This is a genomic window from Pseudorhodoferax soli (genome assembly GCF_003337555.1).
GTDB lineage: Bacteria > Pseudomonadota > Gammaproteobacteria > Burkholderiales > Burkholderiaceae_C > Pseudorhodoferax > Pseudorhodoferax soli.
Genome location: NZ_QPJK01000012.1, coordinates 1 through 18,982 on the forward strand (window position 1 = coordinate 1; position 18,982 = coordinate 18,982).

At 69.9% G+C, this 18,982-nt stretch carries 17 protein-coding genes and 3 tRNA genes; 4 read left to right on the forward strand and 16 right to left on the reverse strand.

Annotated features, from left to right (window positions below):
* The 11 genes from DES41_RS31855 to trpE form a co-directional block, all read right to left on the reverse strand.
* Nucleotides 1-95: GTP-binding protein (locus tag DES41_RS31855; protein WP_043579567.1), on the reverse strand; the 95-nt coding region annotated here is incomplete at its 3' end.
* 71 nt (nt 96-166) lie between these two features.
* Nucleotides 167-241: transfer RNA gene (locus tag DES41_RS31860), tRNA-Thr, on the reverse strand.
* Nucleotides 242-272: 31 nt separating this feature from the next.
* Nucleotides 273-346 (reverse strand) — tRNA-Gly (locus DES41_RS31865).
* A 97-nt stretch (nt 347-443) separates the two neighbouring features.
* Nucleotides 444-529 (reverse strand) — tRNA-Tyr (locus DES41_RS31870).
* 13 nt (nt 530-542) lie between these two features.
* Nucleotides 543-1,277 carry a uracil-DNA glycosylase gene (locus DES41_RS31875; protein WP_114471662.1) on the reverse strand — a complete coding sequence of 245 codons (735 nt, stop codon included), beginning with the start codon at nt 1,275-1,277 and terminating at the stop codon, nt 543-545.
* Nucleotides 1,274-2,068 carry an indole-3-glycerol phosphate synthase TrpC gene (gene trpC / locus DES41_RS31880; protein WP_114471663.1) on the reverse strand — a complete coding sequence of 265 codons (795 nt, stop codon included), beginning with the start codon at nt 2,066-2,068 and terminating at the stop codon, nt 1,274-1,276. Before trpC ends, DES41_RS31875 begins: the two co-directional genes overlap by 4 nt.
* 8 nt (nt 2,069-2,076) lie before the next feature.
* Nucleotides 2,077-3,108, reverse strand: coding sequence for an anthranilate phosphoribosyltransferase (gene trpD / locus DES41_RS31885; RefSeq protein WP_114471664.1), 1,032 nt, complete (start codon nt 3,106-3,108; stop codon nt 2,077-2,079).
* A 24-nt stretch (nt 3,109-3,132) separates the two neighbouring features.
* Nucleotides 3,133-3,792 carry a LysE family translocator gene (locus DES41_RS31890; RefSeq protein ID WP_114471665.1) on the reverse strand — a complete coding sequence of 220 codons (660 nt, stop codon included), beginning with the start codon at nt 3,790-3,792 and terminating at the stop codon, nt 3,133-3,135.
* A gap of 10 nt (nt 3,793-3,802) precedes the next feature.
* A complete protein-coding gene (gene ltaE / locus DES41_RS31895; RefSeq protein ID WP_114471666.1) occupies nt 3,803-4,837 on the reverse strand; it encodes a low-specificity L-threonine aldolase in 1,035 nt (344 codons plus the stop codon).
* The gene (locus DES41_RS31900; protein WP_114471667.1) at nt 4,837-5,409 is read right to left on the reverse strand and encodes an anthranilate synthase component II; all 573 of its coding nucleotides are present in this window, start codon (nt 5,407-5,409) and stop codon (nt 4,837-4,839) included. The genes ltaE and DES41_RS31900 overlap by 1 nt, the downstream gene beginning before the upstream one ends.
* A 6-nt stretch (nt 5,410-5,415) precedes the next feature.
* Nucleotides 5,416-6,918, reverse strand: coding sequence for an anthranilate synthase component I (trpE, locus tag DES41_RS31905; protein ID WP_114471668.1), 1,503 nt, complete (start codon nt 6,916-6,918; stop codon nt 5,416-5,418).
* A gap of 363 nt (nt 6,919-7,281) precedes the next feature.
* On the opposite strand from trpE, the gene DES41_RS31910 reads away from it, so the two are divergent.
* Nucleotides 7,282-8,256: a chemotaxis protein gene (locus tag DES41_RS31910; protein WP_114471669.1), complete on the forward strand. Its 975-nt coding sequence runs from the start codon at nt 7,282-7,284 to the stop codon at nt 8,254-8,256.
* Nucleotides 8,257-8,363: 107 nt separating this feature from the next.
* Nucleotides 8,364-10,301: a metallophosphoesterase gene (locus tag DES41_RS31915; RefSeq protein ID WP_114471670.1), complete on the forward strand. Its 1,938-nt coding sequence runs from the start codon at nt 8,364-8,366 to the stop codon at nt 10,299-10,301.
* Here DES41_RS31915 and DES41_RS31920 read toward each other — a convergent pair whose 3' ends face one another.
* The 5 genes from DES41_RS31920 to DES41_RS31940 all read right to left on the reverse strand — a co-directional run bounded on the left by DES41_RS31920 (nt 10,302) and on the right by DES41_RS31940 (nt 15,204).
* A complete protein-coding gene (locus tag DES41_RS31920; protein ID WP_114471671.1) occupies nt 10,302-12,485 on the reverse strand; it encodes a catalase in 2,184 nt (727 codons plus the stop codon).
* A 221-nt stretch (nt 12,486-12,706) separates the two neighbouring features.
* Nucleotides 12,707-13,399: a phosphoglycolate phosphatase gene (locus DES41_RS31925; RefSeq protein ID WP_114471672.1), complete on the reverse strand. Its 693-nt coding sequence runs from the start codon at nt 13,397-13,399 to the stop codon at nt 12,707-12,709.
* A gap of 56 nt (nt 13,400-13,455) precedes the next feature.
* Nucleotides 13,456-14,268 (reverse strand): anti-sigma factor family protein, encoded by an 813-nt coding sequence (locus tag DES41_RS31930; RefSeq protein WP_114471673.1) that lies wholly within the window; start codon nt 14,266-14,268, stop codon nt 13,456-13,458.
* 2 nt (nt 14,269-14,270) lie between these two features.
* The gene (locus DES41_RS31935; protein ID WP_114471674.1) at nt 14,271-14,801 is read right to left on the reverse strand and encodes a sigma-70 family RNA polymerase sigma factor; all 531 of its coding nucleotides are present in this window, start codon (nt 14,799-14,801) and stop codon (nt 14,271-14,273) included.
* A 28-nt stretch (nt 14,802-14,829) separates the two neighbouring features.
* Nucleotides 14,830-15,204, reverse strand: coding sequence for a COG4315 family predicted lipoprotein (locus DES41_RS31940; RefSeq protein ID WP_114471675.1), 375 nt, complete (start codon nt 15,202-15,204; stop codon nt 14,830-14,832).
* Nucleotides 15,205-15,409: 205 nt separating this feature from the next.
* Between DES41_RS31940 and DES41_RS31945 the strand changes: the two genes are divergently transcribed.
* Complete coding sequence (locus DES41_RS31945; RefSeq protein WP_114471676.1) at nt 15,410-16,129, forward strand: DUF3348 family protein; 720 nt, start codon at nt 15,410-15,412, stop codon at nt 16,127-16,129.
* 21 nt (nt 16,130-16,150) lie between these two features.
* The gene (locus tag DES41_RS31950; protein WP_114471677.1) at nt 16,151-18,955 is read left to right on the forward strand and encodes a DUF802 domain-containing protein; all 2,805 of its coding nucleotides are present in this window, start codon (nt 16,151-16,153) and stop codon (nt 18,953-18,955) included.
* Nucleotides 18,956-18,982: the final 27 nt, after the last annotated feature.

The following is an 18,982-nucleotide window of genomic DNA, read 5'->3' on the forward strand; positions in this document are numbered from 1 at the left end:
ATCGCTGCCGTCAGCGTGGTCTTGCCGTGGTCCACGTGGCCGATGGTGCCGACGTTCACGTGCGGCTTGGTCCGCGCGAATTTCTCTTTTGCCATGTTTCGACTCCGAAAAAAATACGTTCCAACTAGCCAAGCGCCCGGCACTCCACATGGAGTGCCGGGAATCATGGTGCCCTTTGCGGGAATCGGACCCGCGACCTCTCCCTTACCAAGGGAGTGCTCTACCACTGAGCCAAAAGGGCGCTCAAACTTTTGCTGACGATCGGTGCCCGTTGGAGCGGGAGACGGGAATCGAACCCGCGTCATTAGCTTGGAAGGCTAGGGTTCTACCATTGAACTACTCCCGCCTTGCGCCTGCCGCCGCCCCTGGGGCACTACGGCAAACACTGCGCTTTCGCAACACTCCAACTATCGATCGATCGCCAACCCGACTTCCAAAATCACTGGTGGAGAGGGCTGGATTCGAACCAGCGTACTCGTAAGAGGGCAGATTTACAGTCTGCTGCCATTAACCACTCGGCCACCTCTCCAGCGAACTCAGGACTATAGCAGAACTTTTTGACTCTGCACATCCGCTGTAGCGGACAAGCACCAATTTATGGTCTGGCCGCGTTCGGCGAGCCAGCGGCTGGCCTGGCCGAAGTGGCCGCAGCCGATGAACGGCACGGGGGGGCGCAGCGCCGAGAGCGGCGAAGGATGGTTGGCCATCAGCACCAAGGCCTCGCGGCCCGCCGCCTGGGCCGTGCGCTCGATCAAGGGCGCCTTGGCCTGGGCGTGCGCGCCCCAGAGCAGGTAGACGCAGGGCGAGGCCACCGCCGCCACCTGGGCGATCAAGGCGTCGGTCAATGTCTCCCAGCCCGTCCTGGCGTGGCTGGCGGCCTGGCCGTCTTCCACCGTCAGGCTGGTGTTGAGCAGCAGCACACCCTGCGCGGCCCATGCGGCGAGCGAACCGCCGGTCGGCATGGGATGGCCCAGGTCGCGCTGCAACTCCTTGAAGATGTTGCGCAGCGAGGGCGGCAGCCGCACGCCCGGCGCGACAGAGAAGGCCAGCCCCTCGGCTTGGCCGGGGCCGTGGTAGGGGTCCTGCCCCAGGATCACGGCGCGCACGCGATCGGGCGGCGTGAGCCGCAACGCGCGCAGTGGCTCGGGCGGGTACATCACGGCACCGCAGGCGCGGCGCGCGGCCAGGAACTCCTGCAGTTGGCAGCCTTCGGGGCTGGCGGCAAATTTGTCGACCACCGGCTGCCAGCCGGGCGCGACCGGGCCGAATGCCGTCATGCGCCGAACAGCTGCGCCAGCGCCTCACCCGGCTCGGGGGCGCGCATGAAAGCTTCGCCGACCAGGAAGGCATGCACGCCGGCCGTGCGCATGCGCTGCACATCGGCTGGCTGCAGGATGCCGCTCTCGGTCACGAGCAGGCGGTCTGTCGGCACGGCGGCCTGCAGGTCCAGCGTGGTCTGCAGCGAGACCTCGAAGGTGCGCAGGTTGCGGTTGTTGACGCCGATCAACGGGGTCTTGAGCTTGAGCGCGCGGGCCATCTCGGCCGCGTCGTGCACCTCCACCAGCACCGCCATGCCCAGATGCAGCGCGATGGCCTCGAACTCGGCCATCTGCGCATCGTCGAGGATGGCGGCGATCAGCAGCACGCAGTCCGCGCCCATGACGCGCGATTCGTAGATCTGGTAGGGATCGACCATGAAGTCCTTGCGCAGCACGGGCAGCTGGCAGGAGGCACGCGCCTGCTTCAGGTAGTCCACGCTGCCCTGGAAGAACTGGCGGTCGGTCAGCACCGACAGGCAGGCCGCGCCGTGTTCGGCATAGCTCTGCGCGATGTCGGCGGGGATGAAGTCTTCGCGCAGCACGCCCTTGGAGGGGCTGGCCTTCTTGACCTCGGCGATCACGGCGGGGCGGCCGGCGGCGATCTTGGCGCGCAGCGCGCCGACGAAATCGCGCGTGAGCACACGCGACTCGGCGTCCTCGCGCACCTCGGCCAGCGGCTTGCGGCCCTTGGCGAGCAGCAGTTCCTCTTGCTTGACGGCAACGATCTTCTTCAGGATGTCTTCGGACATGGTGTTTCTCAGGCAGCGGCCAGCGTGCGTGTCAGTGCAGCGAACTGGTCCAGTTTGGATTTGGCGGCGCCCGAGGCGATGGCCTGGCGTGCAGCGGCCAAGCCCTCGGGAATGGAGGCGCAGACATTGGCCGCATACAGCGCCGCACCCGCGTTCAGCACCACGATGTCGTAGGCCGGGCCATGCTCGCCGTCGATCACGCCGCGCAGCATGGCCTCGGACTGCTGCGGTGTTTCCACGCGCAGCGCACGGTTGCTGACCATGGCCAGGCCGAAGTCCTCGGGATGGATTTCGTACTCGCGCACCTCGCCGTCCTTGAGCTCGCCGACCAGGGTGGCCGCGCCCAGGCTGACCTCGTCCATGCCGTCCTTGCCGTAGACCACCAGCGCGTGCTCGGCGCCCAGGCGCTGCAACGCGCGCACCTGGATGCCGACCAGATCCGGGTGGAAGACGCCCATCAGGATGTTGGGCGCGGACGCCGGGTTGGTCAGCGGCCCGAGGATGTTGAAGATGGTGCGCACGCCGAGCTCCTTGCGCACGGGGGCCACGTTCTTCATGGCCGGGTGGTGGTTGGGCGCGAACATGAAGCCGATGCCGACCTCGGCGATGCACTGGGCGATCTGCTCGGGCGTGCGGTGGATGTCCACGCCCAGCGCCTCCAGCACGTCGGCGCTGCCGGACTTGCTGGACACGCTGCGCCCGCCGTGCTTGCTGACCTTGGCGCCGGCCGCCGCTGCGACGAACATCGCGCAGGTCGAGATGTTGAAGGTGTGCGAGCCGTCGCCGCCCGTGCCGACGATGTCGACCAGATGGCGTGTATCGGCCACCTGCACCTTGGTCGCGAACTCGCGCATGACCTGGGCCGCGGCCGTGATCTCGCCGATGGTTTCCTTCTTGACGCGCAGGCCGGTGATCAGCGCGGCCATCATCACGGGCGAGCACTCGCCGCGCATGATGAGCCGCATGATGTGCAGCATCTCGTCGTGGAAGATCTCGCGGTGCTCGATGGTGCGCTGCAGCGCTTCCTGGGGGGTGATCATGGGAACGTCTCCGAAAGAGGGGGATCAGCGCGCGGGTGCGACCGGGCCTGCGGCCCATGCGAGCCGCAGGCCGAAGCCGATGAACAGCACGCCGGCGACGCGGTCCAGCCAAGCCAGGCCGCGCTGCACGCTGGCACGCCGCGCCATCCAGGCCGCGGCCAGCGCCCAGCCGACGTTGACCGGGATGGCATTGAGGTTGAACAGCACGCCCAGCCCCACGAACACCCAGGCCGCGTTGGCGGTGCCCGGTGCGATGAACTGGGGCACGAAGGCGAGGAAGAACAAGGCCACCTTGGGGTTCAGCACATTGGTCCAGAAGCCGTCGAGGAACACGCGGCGCGGTGCCACGGGTGCGCCCGGGGGAGCGGCCTCAGCCTGCGCGAGCGGGCTGGCGTCGGCACGCCCGAACAGCAGGCGCAGGCCGGTCCACACCAGGTAGGCCGCGCCGACCCACTTCAGCACGTTGAAGGCCGTGGCCGAGGCGGCGAGCAGCGCGCCCACGCCGATGGCCGCGGCCGCCACGTGCACGAAGCAGCCGGCCGTGATGCCCAGCCCGGCCACGATGCCGGCGCGCACGCCGCCGCGCAGCGCGTGGCGCACGATGCACAGCACGTCTGGGCCCGGCGTGAGATTCAGCAGCCAGCCAGCCGCGATGAACAGCAGCAGATGGTGGAGATCGGGCATGTGCTGATCCTCATGCCTGCGCGAAGTAGTCGCGCACAGCCGCCACGGCCCGGTCCACGCCAGCGGCGTCCACGTCCAGGTGGGTCACGAAGCGCAGCTGGTACAAGCCCGTGGCCAGGATGCCGCGCTCAGCCAGCCAGGGCAGCAGCCCGGCGCCGCGTTCGCGCGCCGCGCCCGACAGCGTGGCGAACACGATGTTGCTGTGCGGCGCTTGCGCATGCACACCGGCGATGCCGGACAGGCCTTCGGCCAGCCGGCGCGCCAGCGCATGGTCGTCGGCCAGGCGCGCGACGTGGTGGTCCAGCGCATGCAGCGCCGCCGCCGCCAGCAGGCCGGCCTGGCGCATGCCGCCGCCGGCCATCTTGCGGACGCGGTGCGCACGCGCGATGAACTCGCGCGAGCCGCACAGGGCCGAGCCCACAGGCGCGCCCAGGCCCTTGCTGAAGCAGACCGAGACGCTGTCGAAGCACTGCGCGATGCGCCGGGCTTCGGCATAGGCGTCCGCCCCCTGCGCCGTCGCGGCATTGAACAGCCGCGCGCCGTCCAGGTGCCGTGCCAGGCCCTTGTCGGCCGCCAGCTTCGTGGCAGCCTGCACGTAGTCGAACGGCAGCAGCTGCCCGCCCAGCGTGTTCTCGAGCGCGAGCAGCCGCGTGCGCGCGAAGTGCGCGTCGTCGGGCTTGATCGCGGCCTCGATCTCCGCCAGCGGCAGCGTGCCGTCAGCCGCATGCGCGATCGGCTGCGGCTGCACGCTGCCCAGCACGGCGGCGCCGCCGGCCTCCCAGCGGTAGGCGTGCTGCATCTGGCCCACGATGTACTCGTCGCCGCGGCCGCAGTGCGCGAGGATGGCGCACAGGTTGCTCTGCGTCCCGCTGGGCACGAACAGCGCGGCCTCGAAGCCCAACAGGCCGGCGATGCGTTCCTGCAGCGCCTGCACCGTCGGGTCGTCGCCGAACACGTCGTCGCCCAGTGGCGCGGCCAGCATGGCCGCGCGCATGGCCTCCGTCGGTCGCGTGACCGTGTCGCTGCGCAGGTCAACCACGGCCATCACTTCTGCTCCAGGAAGTTGCGCAGCATCGCGTGCCCATGCTCGGTCAGGATGGACTCGGGATGGAACTGCACGCCCTGGATCGGCAACTCCTTGTGGCGCACGCCCATGATCTCGCCGTCCTCGGTGCGGGCCGTCACGGCCAGCGCGGCCGGGCAGTTGTCGCGCGCGATGGCCAGCGAGTGGTAGCGGTTGACCGTGAAGCGCTCCGGCAGATCAGCGAACACACCTTCGCGCGTGGTGGTGATCTCGCTGGTCTTGCCATGCATGAGCTGCTGCGCGCGCACGATCTGGCCGCCGAAGGCCGCGCCGATGCTCTGGTGCCCCAGGCACACGCCCAGGATGGGCAGCTTGCCCGCGAAATGCCGGATCGCCTCGACCGAGATGCCGGCCTCGGCCGGCGAGCACGGGCCCGGCGAGATCACCAGCAGGTCGGGCTGGCGTGCCGCCACGCCCGCGATGTCGATCTCGTCGTTGCGGAACACCTCCACCTCGGCACCCAGTTCACCGAAGTACTGCACCAGGTTGAAGGTGAAGCTGTCGTAGTTGTCGACCATCAAAAGCTTTGCCATGGCGGTTTACTCCAGACCTTCTTCGACGAGTTCGCTCGCACGCATCAGCGCGCGCGCCTTGGCTTCCGTCTCTTTCCACTCCAGCTCGGGCACCGAGTCGGCCACCACGCCGGCCGCGGCCTGCACGTGCAGCGTCTGGTCCTTGATCACGCCGGTGCGGATGGCAATCGCCACGTCCATGTCGCCCGCATAGCTGATGTAGCCGCAGGCGCCGCCGTACAGGCCGCGCTTGGTCGGCTCGAGCTTGTCGATGAGTTCCATGGCATGCACCTTGGGCGCACCGGTCAGCGTGCCGGCCGGGAAGGTCGCGCGCAGCACGTCCATGTTGGTCATGCCGTCCTTCAGGATGCCCTCGACGTTGCTGACGATGTGCATCACGTGGCTGTAGCGTTCCACGGCGAAGGCCTCGGTCACCTTGACGGTGCCGATCTTGGCGATGCGGCCGATGTCGTTGCGCGCCAGGTCGATCAGCATCACGTGCTCGGCCCGCTCCTTGGGGTCGTTCACGAGTTCGACCTCGGCCGCCTTGTCCTGCTCGAGCGAGGCGCCGCGCGGCCGCGTGCCGGCCAGCGGGCGGATCGTGACCTTCTGCTCGCCGGCCTCGGTGATCTCCTGGCGCACCAGGATTTCGGGCGAGGCGCCCACGACATGGTGGTCGCCCATGTCGTAGTAGTACATGTAGGGGCTGGGGTTCAGCGAGCGCAGCGCGCGGTACAGCGACAGTGGCGACTCGGTGTAGCGCTTGCTGATGCGCTGGCCCACCTGCACCTGCATGAAGTCGCCAGCGGCGATGAGCTCCTTGGCCTCTTCCACGGCCTTGAGGTAGGCCGCCTTGCCGAACGGCCGCTCGGCCGGGTGCGCCAGCGTGGGCTTCACTTGCGGCGCGCTGACCGAATAGCGCAGCTTGTCCTTCAACTCGCGCAGCCGGCGCTTGCCGTTGGCATAGGCCTCGGGCTGCTTCGGGTCGGCGTAGACGATCAGGTAGAGCTTGCCCGACAGGTTGTCGATGACGGCCAGTTCCTCGCATTGCAGCAGCAGGATGTCCGGGCAGCCCAGCTGGTCCGGCGGGCAGCTGTCCTCGAGCTTCTTCTCGATGTAGCGCACCGCGTCATAGCCGAAGTAGCCGGCCAGGCCACCGCAAAAGCGCGGCAGGCCCGGCCGCAGCGCGACCTTGAAGCGCTTCTGGTAGGCCTCGATGAAGTCCAGCGGGTTGCCCTCGGCCGTCTCGACCACCTGGCCGTCGGTGACGACCTCGGTGCGCGCGTTGGCGCCGAAGCCGCTGGCGCGCAGCAGCGTGCGCGCCGGCAGGCCGATGAAGCTGTAGCGGCCGAAGCGCTCGCCGCCGACGACCGATTCGAGCAGGAAGCTCAGCTTGCCGCCGCCCTGGGAGTGGGCGAGCTTCAGGTACAGCGAGAGCGGGGTTTCGAGATCCGCGAAGGCCTCGACGATCATGGGGATGCGGTTGTAGCCGTCCTTGGACAGGCTCTTGAATTCGAGTTCAGTGATCACAGCGTGCTTTCGAAGTTCACGCCGGGCGCTTGGGGTGGTGCGTCCCGGCGGCAGCGGGGTGCTGCCTTCGTTCATTCAAGCCCTTGCGCGGGTGCTGCTGCACTGGCGAAGAGCACGGGCGCACGGCGATGCGCCGTGCAATCAGGTGCGGCTTGTCGTTGGCTTACGCCAGGGCCAGGCTCCCCGGCCTGTGCCTGATGTCGTGGTGCTGTGAGCGGACATGGGCGGCGAGTGTAGCAAAGAGACGCGCAGCGCTGCCGCTTGGCGGCTGATCGCGACCAGTTGGCGGCTGATGTTGACCAGCCCCCCTCCAGACACCCACAATCGTTTCAGCCTAGTAACGGGTCCAGGGGAAAACTTGTCATGAGTACGGTACAAAAAGAGGTCGACGAGCGCACCAATCTCACGACGAGCAACAAATTCGAGCTGCTGTTGTTCCGGCTGGGCGTGACACCCAACTCCCAGCACCGCGAGCTGTTCGGCATCAACGTGTTCAAGGTGCGCGAGATCATGGTCATGCCGACCGTGACTTCCGTGGCCAACTCCACCGCCCACATGATGGGCGTGACCAACATCCGCGGCCAGGTGATTCCGGTCATCAACCTGCCGGCCGCCGTGGGCTGCGTGCCGCAGACAGGGCTGAACATCCTGCTGGTGACCGAGTACGCGCGCACCACGCAGGCCTTCGCGGTCGAGGAGGTGGACGAGATCGTGCGCCTGGACTGGAACCAGGTGCTGTCCGCCGAGGCCAGCACCTCGGCCGGCGGGTTGATCACCAGCATCGCCCGGCTCGACGGCGATGTGCACAACACGCGCCTGGCCCAGGTGCTGGACGTGGAGCAGATCCTGCGCACCGTGATGCCGCCGCCGGGCCCGGAGATCACCGACGAATCCGTCGGCCCGCGCGTCAGCCTGCCGCAAGGCTCGGTGATCCTGGCCGCCGACGACTCGCTGATTGCGCGTTCGCTGATCGAGAAGGGCCTGTCGACGCTGGGCACGCCTTTCATCATGACCAAGTCGGGCCGCGAAGCGTGGGACAAGCTGCAGGACCTGGCGGCCAAGGCCGAGGCCGAAGGCAAGCCGGTCTCCTCCAAGGTGGCCCTGGTGCTGACCGACCTGGAGATGCCCGAGATGGACGGCTTCACGCTCACACGCAAGATCAAGCAGGACGCACGCTTCCGCTCGATCCCCGTGGTGATCCATTCCTCGCTGTCCGGCACCACCAACGAAAGCCACGTGAAGACGGTCGGCGCCGACGCCTATGTCGGCAAGTTCGTCATCGAGGAGCTGGCCGACACCATCCGCAAGATGCTGCGGATGGTCAAGACCGCGACCTGACCGGGGCCGCGCCACGGCGCCGATAACCCCACCGCACATGGCGTCATAGAGGCGCCTTGGCGCGTTCCAAGAATCCACCGTTTCACCTTGAAGCGGAGGAATCGAAGATGGAACGCAGAGAGTTCGGCAAGCGCGTGGGCATGTGGTCGGTGGCCCTGTCCGGTCCCAGTGTGCTGGCCGCCTGCGGCGGTGGCGACGATACCGCTCCTGCCCCGGAGACCCCCGCGCTGGCACCGCTGCCCACGCGCCTGTTCGCCGAAGACCGCCTGGTGCTCAGCGAGCCCATGCTGCAGTTACCCGGCACAGACAGCGTGCGCGTGGTCTGGTTCACCGAGTTCGAAGGCCAGGGCCATGCCGTGCGCTACGGCGCGGAACTGGACCGCGAAGTCGCCGCCAGCACCACCAAGATGAGCCGCATGTACGAGGATGCGTCCTCGCAGGTCACCGGTCGCAGCTTTGCCGGCGTGACCGAGCGCGACATCTGGCGCCACGAGGCAACCGTCACGGGACTGAAGGCCGGCGAGCGCCTGCCCTACGTGGCCGTCAGCCAGAACGACGGCCAGGGCCTGCGCAGCGCGCAGAACCAGCTGCAGCCGCTGCCGGCGGCGGGCCAGGCCACCCGCCTGCTGCTGACCTCCGACCTGCAGCTCAAGAAAATGGCCTCGGCCAACTACGCGCAGGTCGCGGCCACCATGGCCCCCATCGACGGCGTTCTCTTCGCGGGCGACCTCGTCAACGTGCCGAACCGCGCCTCGGAGTGGTTCGACTACAGCCTGCTCAACAACCCGCCGTTCTTCGCGGCGCTGCAGGGCACCATGCGCAAGTGGCAGCCGACCTCGACCTACGAGGGCGGGGCGCTGCTGCAAAACGCCTGGATCTATCCGATCCTGGGCAACCACGAGTACTCGGGCCGCTGGCTGCCGCAGGCCAACAACCTGAACACCATGTTCAACGACCCGCAACCGCGCTGGTATGCCGAGATCCGCTACGAACAGGTGGCGGCCATTGTCAACCCCGGCAACGACGCTGCCGTGCGCGCGCGCTGGATCGCCGACAACTCCTTCGAGACCGTCTCGTACGAGGAGATCTTCACGCTGCCCGAAGGCCCCGAGGGCAAGCGCTACTACAGCCAGCGCATCGGCGACGTGTTCCTGATCGCACTGGACGGCAACCGCATCTGGCGTGGCTGGGCCGCGTGCACGCGCGGCAAGTTCACCGAAGCCACGGCCGACATCAACAACCCCGAGGCCTGGGGCTTCGGCGACTTCCAGTTCTGGCCTTTCGCCCGGGGCTCGCAGCAGTTCGCGTGGCTGCAGGAACAGCTGGCCAGCGAGGCCTTCCGGACGGCCAAGTACCGCATCGTGCTGGTGCACCAGTCGGTGTTCGGCCTGGGCGACAACGCCACGCCGGTCATGGCCCAGACCCAGGCCAGCTTCGACTACGAGGACGAGAACGGCGCGCGCCAGATCCTGGGGCCGCTGCCTTTTCCCATTTCGGCCGCGGTGTGGAACACGCAGATCAAGCCCATCGTGGACGCGGGCCGCATGCGCTACATCAAGTACGACTACCCGCTGGCCGGCGACCTCTGGAAGAACGACATCGAGCCGCTGCTGGTGGCCGCTGGCGTGCAGCTGGTGCACATGGGCCATTCGCACCTGTGGTGCCGCGCCCAGGTGGGCGGCCTGCACTACATCGAGACCTCCAACGTGGGCAACAGCTATGGCGCCTACGTGGCCGATCTGGCACCACGTCGCAGCGCCGCGCCGACACCGGCCAACACGGCCGGAGCGACAACCCTGACCTGGGTTGCCGACGACTACCCGCGCGAGGGCGACCCGCACGACCGCAGCATGGCGCTGCCGACGCTGCGCCACCCGCAGGTCGAGCTGGCCGGCGCCGCCGGACCGGTGCCCTTCGTAACCAGCAACGACATCACGGTCTACAGCGTGTTCGACTCGGGCACCGGCCTGCTGGCCAGCTACGCCTTCGACACGCGCTACCCGGCGCGCGCGCCGTTCAAGTTCGACGAGTTCAGCCTGGCCTGATCAGCCCGGCACCGACTCGGCCAGCGGCCGGTCCCAATGCCGGTGGCGGCCGATGGCCTCGATGAAGGCCTTGGCCGTCTCCGGCGCGCGTTCGGCCCCCCCCGGCCCGACCACGACGCCCGGATGCCTTGCCAGCGCCTGCGCGTCGGATTGGGCAGCGAGGCCCAGCCAGCGCAACAGGGCGGCGCCCTGCCCCAGCACGCAGACCGCCTTGCCGTGCTTGTAGGCCTGCAGCACGAAGTGGTGGGCGCTGCCCAGCGTGTCCAGCGCCTGCGCCGCACGCTCGCCGCCCGCCACCAGCACCGCGTCGAACAGCACCGACGGCATGGTCGCCAGGGCATGGTCCACGGCGAACTGCCGGCCGCCTTCGGTGGCCACCGGGCTCAGTTGCGGCGCCAGCACCAGGCAATGCGCGCCCGCATCCTGCAGTGCCTGCAACACCGGGCGCAGGCCCTGCACCTCCACGCCATCGGCCACCAGCACGGCCACCTTGCGCGTGGCCAGCGGATGCGAACCCGAAGGCGGCTGGCTGGCCATGCGCAGCGCGGCCGATTCCTCGATGGGCAGCTTGCCCCGCGCCTCGCGGAAGCCGGCGCGGCCGGCGGCCGCCCGCGGGTCCGGCGTCAGCCCCAGCCCGCTTGCCACCTTGCGCGCCAGCATGGCGTCGACATGGGCCAGGTTGTCCACCATGCGCTGGCGCACCTCGGGATGCTCGACCTTGCCCAGCTCGAAGCGGAAGGCGGCCACGATGTGCTCTTTCTCGGCCGGCCCCTGGCTGTGCCAGAACAGCGCGGCCTGTGAGAAGTGGTCGTCGAACGAGGGGCTGCGCTGGCGGATGCGCGGGGTGCCCGTGGCGGCCTGGAATTCCTGGAAGCCCTGCGGCCCGCCGTCCACCCGGAACTCTCCGCCGGCCTGGCCCAGCGTGTTGGGCTCGTAGGCCGCACGGCCACGGTGCACAGCCATGCGGTGCATGCCGTCGCGCTGGAAGTTGTGGAAGGGGCAGACGCTGCGGTTGATCGGGATCTCGTGGAAGTTGGGCCCGCCCAGGCGCGAGAGCTGCGTGTCCGTGTAGGAGAACAGCCGGCCCTGCAGCAGCGGATCGTTGGAGAAATCGATGCCCGGCACGATGTGGCCCGGGTGGAAGGCCACCTGTTCGGTCTCGGCGAAGAAGTTGTCGGGGTTGCGGTCCAGCACCAGCTTGCCGATGCGCTGCACCGGCACCATTTCCTCGGGCACGAGCTTGGTCGGGTCCAGGATGTCGAAGCCGAGCTGGTCGGCCTTGCCCTCGTCGATGATCTGCAGGCCCAGCTCCCACTCGGGGAATTCGCCGCGCTCGATGGCCTCCCACAGGTCGCGCCGGTGGAAATCGGGGTCGGTGCCGGCGATCTTCTGCGCCTCGTCCCATGCCAGGCCATGCACGCCCAGCCGGGGCTTCCAGTGGAACTTGACGAACACCGCATCGCCGCCTGCATTGACGAGCCGGAAGGTGTGCACGCCGAAGCCCTCCATCATCCGGTAGCTGCGCGGGATGCCACGGTCGCTCATGGCCCACATGAGCATGTGGGTGGTCTCGGGCATCAGCGAGGCAAAGTCCCAGAAGGTGTCGTGCGCACTGGCGGCCTGCGGCATCTCATGGTGCGGCTCGGGCTTGACGGCGTGGATCAGGTCCGGGAACTTCATCGCGTCCTGCACGAAGAACACCGGCATGTTGTTGCCCACGAGGTCGTAGTTGCCCTCGGGCGTGTAGAACTTGACGGCGAAACCGCGCACGTCGCGCACGGTGTCGGCCGAGCCGCGCGAGCCGGCCACGGTGGAAAAGCGCACGAACACCGGCGTGCGCTGCTCCGGGTCCTGCAGGAAGGCGGCGCGCGTGTAGGTCGCCATCGAGCGGTACAGCTGGAAGTAGCCGTGCGCTCCGGCGCCGCGCGCATGCACCACGCGCTCGGGGATGCGCTCGTGGTCGAAATGCGTGATCTTCTCGCGCAGGATGAAGTCTTCGAGCAGCGTGGGGCCGCGCGCGCCTGCCTTCAGCGAGTTGTGGTTGTCCGAGAGCCGCAGGCCCTGGTTGGTGGTGAGGCCGGTGGCCGCCGTGGGCTCGGTCGCCACGAAGGCCTGCATCTGCTGCTGTTTGGGGCTGATGCCGGCCCGTGGTGCCTTGGCGCCGGCTGCGTCCTTGCGCGCCATCGCCTCAGGCGTCCACGCAGCAGGCGATGGCGCGGCCCACGGCCACCAATGCCAGCACGCCCACGATGCCCGCGACGGCCCAAACGACGAAGTCCATGACCTGATCCCCTCTTGTACGCAGTGACGATGCGCACAAGGCTAAGCGTGCGCCGGGGCGGGCCCAGTAGTTGCCCGCTTCAGCGCGCTGTGGGACCAGCCTGCAAGTGCCGGTAGGAGACCAACTACAGCAGCGCAGCAGCCTCGGCCAGCGAATCGACCCAGCCATCGGCATCGACCGCCCGCACCGGCTGGCCGTGGTTGTAGCCATAGCTCACCAGCACCACCGGGCAGCCGGCCGCGCGCGCGGCCCGGGCGTCGTTGCTGGAGTCGCCCAGCATCAGCGTGCGCGCCGGCGCACTGTCCAGCGCCTCGCAGGTGCGCAGCAGCGGCAGGGGGTCGGGTTTCTTGCGCGGGAAGGCGTCGCCGCCGAACACCTGCGAGAAGAAACCATCGAGCCCCTTGTCGCGCAGCAGTGCGCGTGCGAAACCTGTGGGCTTGTTGGTCAGGCAGGCCAGCGCCAGGCCACGCGCCTGGAGCGCGCGCAGGCCCTCGACGACGCCGGGGTACACCCGTGAATGGCGGCCGTTCACATCCGGGTAGTGGCGCTGGTAGCTGGCCCAGGCCGCGTCGTACAGGCCAGGGTCGGCCTGCACGCGGGCCAGCACGCTGCGGATCAGGTGCTCCGAGCCCTTGCCCACCATGTCGGCCACGGCGGCGGCGGGCACGGCGGGCAGGGCAAGGTCGGCCAGCATGCGGTCCAGCGCGGCGCTGAAGTCGCCGAGCGTGTCGACCATGGTGCCGTCGAGGTCGACGATGGCGGCTTGCAAGGGCGCTTGCAGGGCAAGCGTGGAAGTCGGGGAAGGGTCGGGCAGCATGCGGGTTCTCGGGCGGTGGGCTCCGGTCGGAGGCTCCCCGATTCTCGCGCGAGGCCTCAGCCCGGCTTGAGCTGCCGGTAGACCTCTTGCGAGACCTGCATGAGCACGTCGCGGCCGGCGTCGGCCGAGATGGCGTAGCCGAAGTGGTTTTCGACCCAGTAGAAGACGTTCACCGCGCCGTCCTGGCCGAAGCGGAATGCGGCGTCGGCCTGGCCCACTTCGCGCGTGACGTACAGCGTCAGGCGCCGGCCGTCCTCGGCGCCGTACATGAACTGCGCCACCGGGCCGCTCTCTCCCGGCAGCAGGCGGCCGCCGATCAGCGCGTAGCCCAGCGGCGCCAGCGCGGGTGCGCGCACCGCGGCGCCCATGCGGCGCGTGAGCCAGGTGACCAGAGCCTGCTCCTGGTCTGCGCCCACTTCCACGGGGCGGCGCTTGTCGGGGCTGTAGACCGCATGCGCGACGGCCGCGCGCTGCGCGAAGCCGGTCAACGCGGGCCCGCTGGCCGCCATCCGGGACACCGCGCCGGCCTCTACCATGCCGCGCAGCGACCAGGCTGCGCCCGCACTCACCGTGGCGACGAGCAGGCCGGCCGCCAGGCTGCGCCAGGGGAAGGCCGCGCGCGCCGGCGGCAGGGCCAGGTCCAGCGGCACGGGTTCCTCGCGCACCGGATCGAGCAGGCCGCGCAGCAGCGCGTTCTGCTGCTGCCAGGCCTGCACGCGCGCCTGCGCCTCGGGGTGCGCGGCCAGGAACTGCGCGACCTGCGCCTGCCGCTCGGGCGGCAGCTGGCGGTCCGCGCAGGCGTGCAGGTCGGCCTCGGTGATCGGCGGCGGCGCGCCCGCGGCGCTGGGGTGGAGTCGGGGGTCGTCCATGGTCATTTCACGCGTCGGAGGCGGTCGGCCGTCGTGTCCGGGCGCCCGGCGTCCGGCCCCTGGAGTTCTTGCTGCAGGCGGGCGCGGGCGCGCGACAGGCGCGACATCACGGTGCCCACGGGCACGCCGATGGCGCTGGCCACCTCCTGGTAGCTCAGCTCCTCGACCGCCACCAGCAGCAGCACCTCGCGGTGTTCGGGCGGCAGGCGCTGCAGCACGCGATCGAGGTCGCGCAGTTCCAGTGCATCGGTCTGCTGCGGGCGCTGCGGCTGCTCTGGCAGCGCGTCGCCGGCACTGTCCTCGGGCCGGCTGCGCTGGGCGCGCAGCCGGTCGACGAACTGGTTGTGCATGATGCCGAACAGCCACGCCCGGACCTCGCCATGCCGGCGCCACAGCGCAAAGCGCGCGCAGGCGCGCTCCAGCGTGTCCTGCACCAGGTCGTCCGCACGGTCGCGCTCGCCCACCAGCCCGCGCGCGTAGCGGCGCAGGCTGGGGATGCAGGCCACGATCTCGGCTTCGTCCTGGGAGCGCATGGGCGCCAAGTGTCGGCGGTCCGGCCGCTCACTTCACGGTGTGCCAGATGTCCTTGAAGTTGTCGCCCGTCGCATCGCCGGCCTTCTTGTCGGGCGCATAGGTGTAGACCGGCTTGCCCTTGTAGGCCCACTGCTTGGCACCGTCGTCGCGCGTGACCACGCTGAGGTCTCCGGCGGGCTTGGCGTCGGCATCGGCCATCGCCGGCGGCCACAGCGTGGCGCAGGGGCCGTTGCACACGCTCTTGCCGCTGCCGGCCGTGTCCTTGTCGAAGGTGTACAGCGTCATGCCGCTGGCATTGACGAGCATGCCGCCGGCCATCTTGGGCGCGGGCTCGGCCTGGGCCGGCAGCGTGAAGGCGGCGGTGAGCGCCAGGGCGAGTGTGCAAGCGAGGCGGGTGTTCATGGTTGCGGTCTCCGCAGGGGTTGAGGAACACCGGCATGGACGGATGGCAGCGTGCGCTTATTCCACCGCCCAGCAAAAAAATCTTCCTGCCAAAGCCTGCAGATCGCTCCAGTACACGCCGGCTCCGCGTCGGCTGGCGCACAAGCTGTGACAGTTCCGGCCACGCCGGCCATGTAGACTGCGCGGTTTTTTCGAATTCGTCGGCATGGTGCAAGCGTCACGGCACACAGGCACGCCCGACTCGGCACTGGTCCGTCTGCTGGCCCGCCTGGCCGGGTCGGACGTGCGCCCCTCCTCGCAGGGCTTTGCGGACCGCCTGGGGCTTTGGCTCCGGTGGACCGACGCCATGCCGTTGTTCACGGCCTTGAAGGACGCGCCACAGCCAACGCCGGCCACCGGCGACGCGGCCAAGGCGGCGGCATCGCTGCAGGCCACGGCCGGCGCCGCTGCGCGGCTGCGCACTGCCCTGGCCCGCGCCATCGCCGAGGAAACGGCGGCCGCCACGGTGGAGTTCCGTGCCCCGCCGGTGCCGCTGCCCGGCGAGGTCAAGGAGGCCACACCCGGCTTTCCGCCTTTCCGGCGCTGCGTGCTGGCGCGCCAGTCGGCCATGGCCGCGGGCATCGCGCCCCTGCGCGGGCGCCTGCGCATGGCCTTGTCGGCGCGCTCGCCGGCGCTGGCACGCCTGGCGACGGTGGACACGGTGCTGGAGCAGGTCATCGGCAACCAGGAGCACCGGCTGCTGGCCGGCATCCCCAAGCTGCTGGAAAAGCGCTTCCGCCAGCTGCGCGATGCCAGCGGCGAGGATGCGGTGGAGGACTGGCCCCTGGTGTTCCAGCAGGAGGTGCAGAGCGTGCTGATGGCCGAACTGGATCTTCGTTGGCAACCGATCGAAGGGCTCATGAAGACCCTTCGTGCAAATCTTTGAGTTGAGAGGCAAGCAAGCTGCATGAACCGAGTTCTCCACCACGCCGTCCTGCTCGCGGGACTGGCCTGCATCGCCTGGGTCGGTGCCGGCTACGCGGACAGCAGCCATCTGCTGGCGCTGGCCGTCACTGCGCTGATCGGCGCGTTCTTCGTGTTCGGCGCGCTGGAACTGTGGCGCTTCCGCCAGGCCACCGACCAACTGAGCGGCGTGCTGGCCGCAAGCAGCACGCCGCCCGCGGCGCTGGGGCCTTGGCTGGAGCGCCTGCCCGCCACGTTGCGCCACCCCGTGCGCCTGCGCATCGAAGGCCAGCGCGTGGCGCTGCCCGGCCCGGTGCTGACCCCTTACCTGGCAGGATTCCTGGTGCTGCTCGGCATGCTGGGCACCTTCCTCGGCATGGTGGTCACGTTGCGCGGCACGGGCCTGGCCCTGCAGGGTGCGACCGACCTGGCCAGCGTGCGCGCCGCGCTGGCCGCACCGGTGACCGGCCTGGGCGTGGCCTTCGGCACCTCGCTGGCCGGTGTGGCGGCTTCGGCCACGCTGGGCCTGGCGGCGGCGCTGGCAAGGCGTGAACGCCTGGTGGCCGGCCAGCAGCTCGACCACCTGACGGGCACCACACTGCGCAGCTTCTCCGAGGCGCAGCGCCGCGACGACTCCTTCCAGCTGCTGCGCCAGCAAGCCGAGGCCATGCCCGCCCTCGTGGACAAGCTGGGCACGCTGGTGCAGGGCATGGAGCGCCAGAGCCAGCAGCTGCACGAGCGCCTGCTGGCCGACCAGCAGGGCTTCCACAGCCGCACCGAGGCGGCCTACACGGGCCTCGCGGGTGCCGTGGACCGCTCGCTCAAGGACAGCCTGGCGGAAAGCGCACGCCTGGCCGGCGCCGCGATCCAGCCCGCGGTGGAGGCCACCATGGCCGGCGTGGCACGCGAGGCCGCGGCCCTGCACGCGGGCGCGGCCCAGGGCGTGCAGCAGCAGCTCGAGCAGCTGGCACAGCGCTTCGCCACCAGTGCCGAAGGCGTGTCCCGCGCCTGGACCGAGGCGCTGGCCGAGCAGCGCGCGACCCAGGCCCAGTTGGGCAACAGCCTGCAGACCGGCCTGGAGGGCTTCACGCAGAGCTTCGCGCAGCGCTCGGCCGCGCTCGTGGAACAGGTGTCGGACCAACTCGCCCGCAGCACGGGCACGCTGGAGCAACGCTGGCACGACAGCCTGGCGCAGCATGCGCAGGCCAACGACACCCTGGCCAGCGGCACGCACGCCGCCCTGGCCGGCACCACGGCCCAGTTCGCCGAGCACACGGCCGCGCTGCTGAAGACCGTCGAGCAGGCCCACGCCCAGCTGCAACAGCAGGTGGACCAGCGCGATGCAGCGCGCCTGGCGGCCTGGTCCGAGGCCCTGGCCCGGCACGAGCAGGCCACGCAGGCCCTGGCCGGCGACACGCAGCAGGCCCTGGCCGGCACGGCAGCGCAGTTCGCGCAGCACACGGCCACGCTGCTGCAGACCGTCGAACAGGCCCATGCCCAGCTGCAGCAGCAGGTGGATGCGCGCGACGCGCAGCGCCTGGCGGCCTGGACCGAAACACTGGCCGCGCACGAGCGCGCCACCCAGACGCTGGCCAGCGACACGCAGCAGGCTCTGGCCAGCACGGCCAACGGCTTCGGCGCCCATGCCGCGGCGCTGCAGCAAGGCGTGGCCCAGGCCCATGCCGACCTGCAGGCGCAGGCAGCAGCCCGCAACGCCGAACAGGCCGCGGCCTGGAGCGCCGCGCTGGCCCGGCACGAGGCCGCGCAGCAGGCCCTGGCCAGCCACACCCGCGCGGCGCTGGAAGGCGCCACCAGCGGGTTCGTCGAGCAGGTGGCCACCCTGCAGCAGCAGGTGGCAGAGCGCGACAGCGACCGCCTGGCGGCCTGGACCGCCGCACTGGCCCGGCACGAGCACAGCACCCAGGCCCATGGCCAGGAGACGCGCCAGGCCCTGGCCAGCGCGGCCGACGGCTTCTCGCACCATGCCGCCGTGCTGCAGGCCACCGTGGCCCAGGCCCATGCCGATCTGCAGACGCAGGCCGGCGCGCGCGATGCCGAGCGCCTGGCCAGCTGGAACACCACGCTGACCACCATGGCCGACCAGCTGTCGGCCCAGTGGCGCGAGGCCAGCGACCATGCACTGGCACAGCAGCAGCGCATCTGCACCGCGCTGGCCGAAACCGCCCAGGCCATGGGCGAGCGTGCCGAGGCCCAGGCCAGCGCCACCGTGGCCGAGATCGGCCGCCTGGTCGACGCCGCGGCCGAAGCGCCGCGCGCTGCCGCCGAGGTCATCGCCGAACTGCGCGACAAGCTGACCGACAGCATGGCCCGCGACAACGCCATGCTGGACGAACGCGCCCGCGTGCTGGACACGCTGCGCACGCTGCTGGACGCGGTGAACCACGCCTCCAGCGAACAGCGCGCCGCCATCGACGCGCTGGTCTCGGGCTCCGCCGAACTGCTGGAACGGGCGGGCGAGCGCTTCGCGGCCCAGGTCGCGGACCAGGGCAGCCGCCTGGCCGAGTCCGCCGCCCAGCTCGGCGCGGGTGCGGCAGAGGTCGCCAGCCTGGGCGAGGCCTTCGGCGCCGCCGTGCAGCTGTTCAGCGAGTCCAACACCCAGCTGGGCGCGCACCTGGCGCAGGTCGACGAGACGCTGGGCAAATCGATCGCGCGCAGCGACGAGCAGCTAGCCTACTACGTGGCCCAGGCGCGCGAGGTGATCGACCTCTCGCTGCTGTCGCAGAAGCAGATCGTGGAAGACCTGCAGCGCCTGGCCAGCGAGCGCAGCGCGCAGGCGGCTGAAGCATGAGCGCCGCGCCGGGCCGCCCCAAGCAAG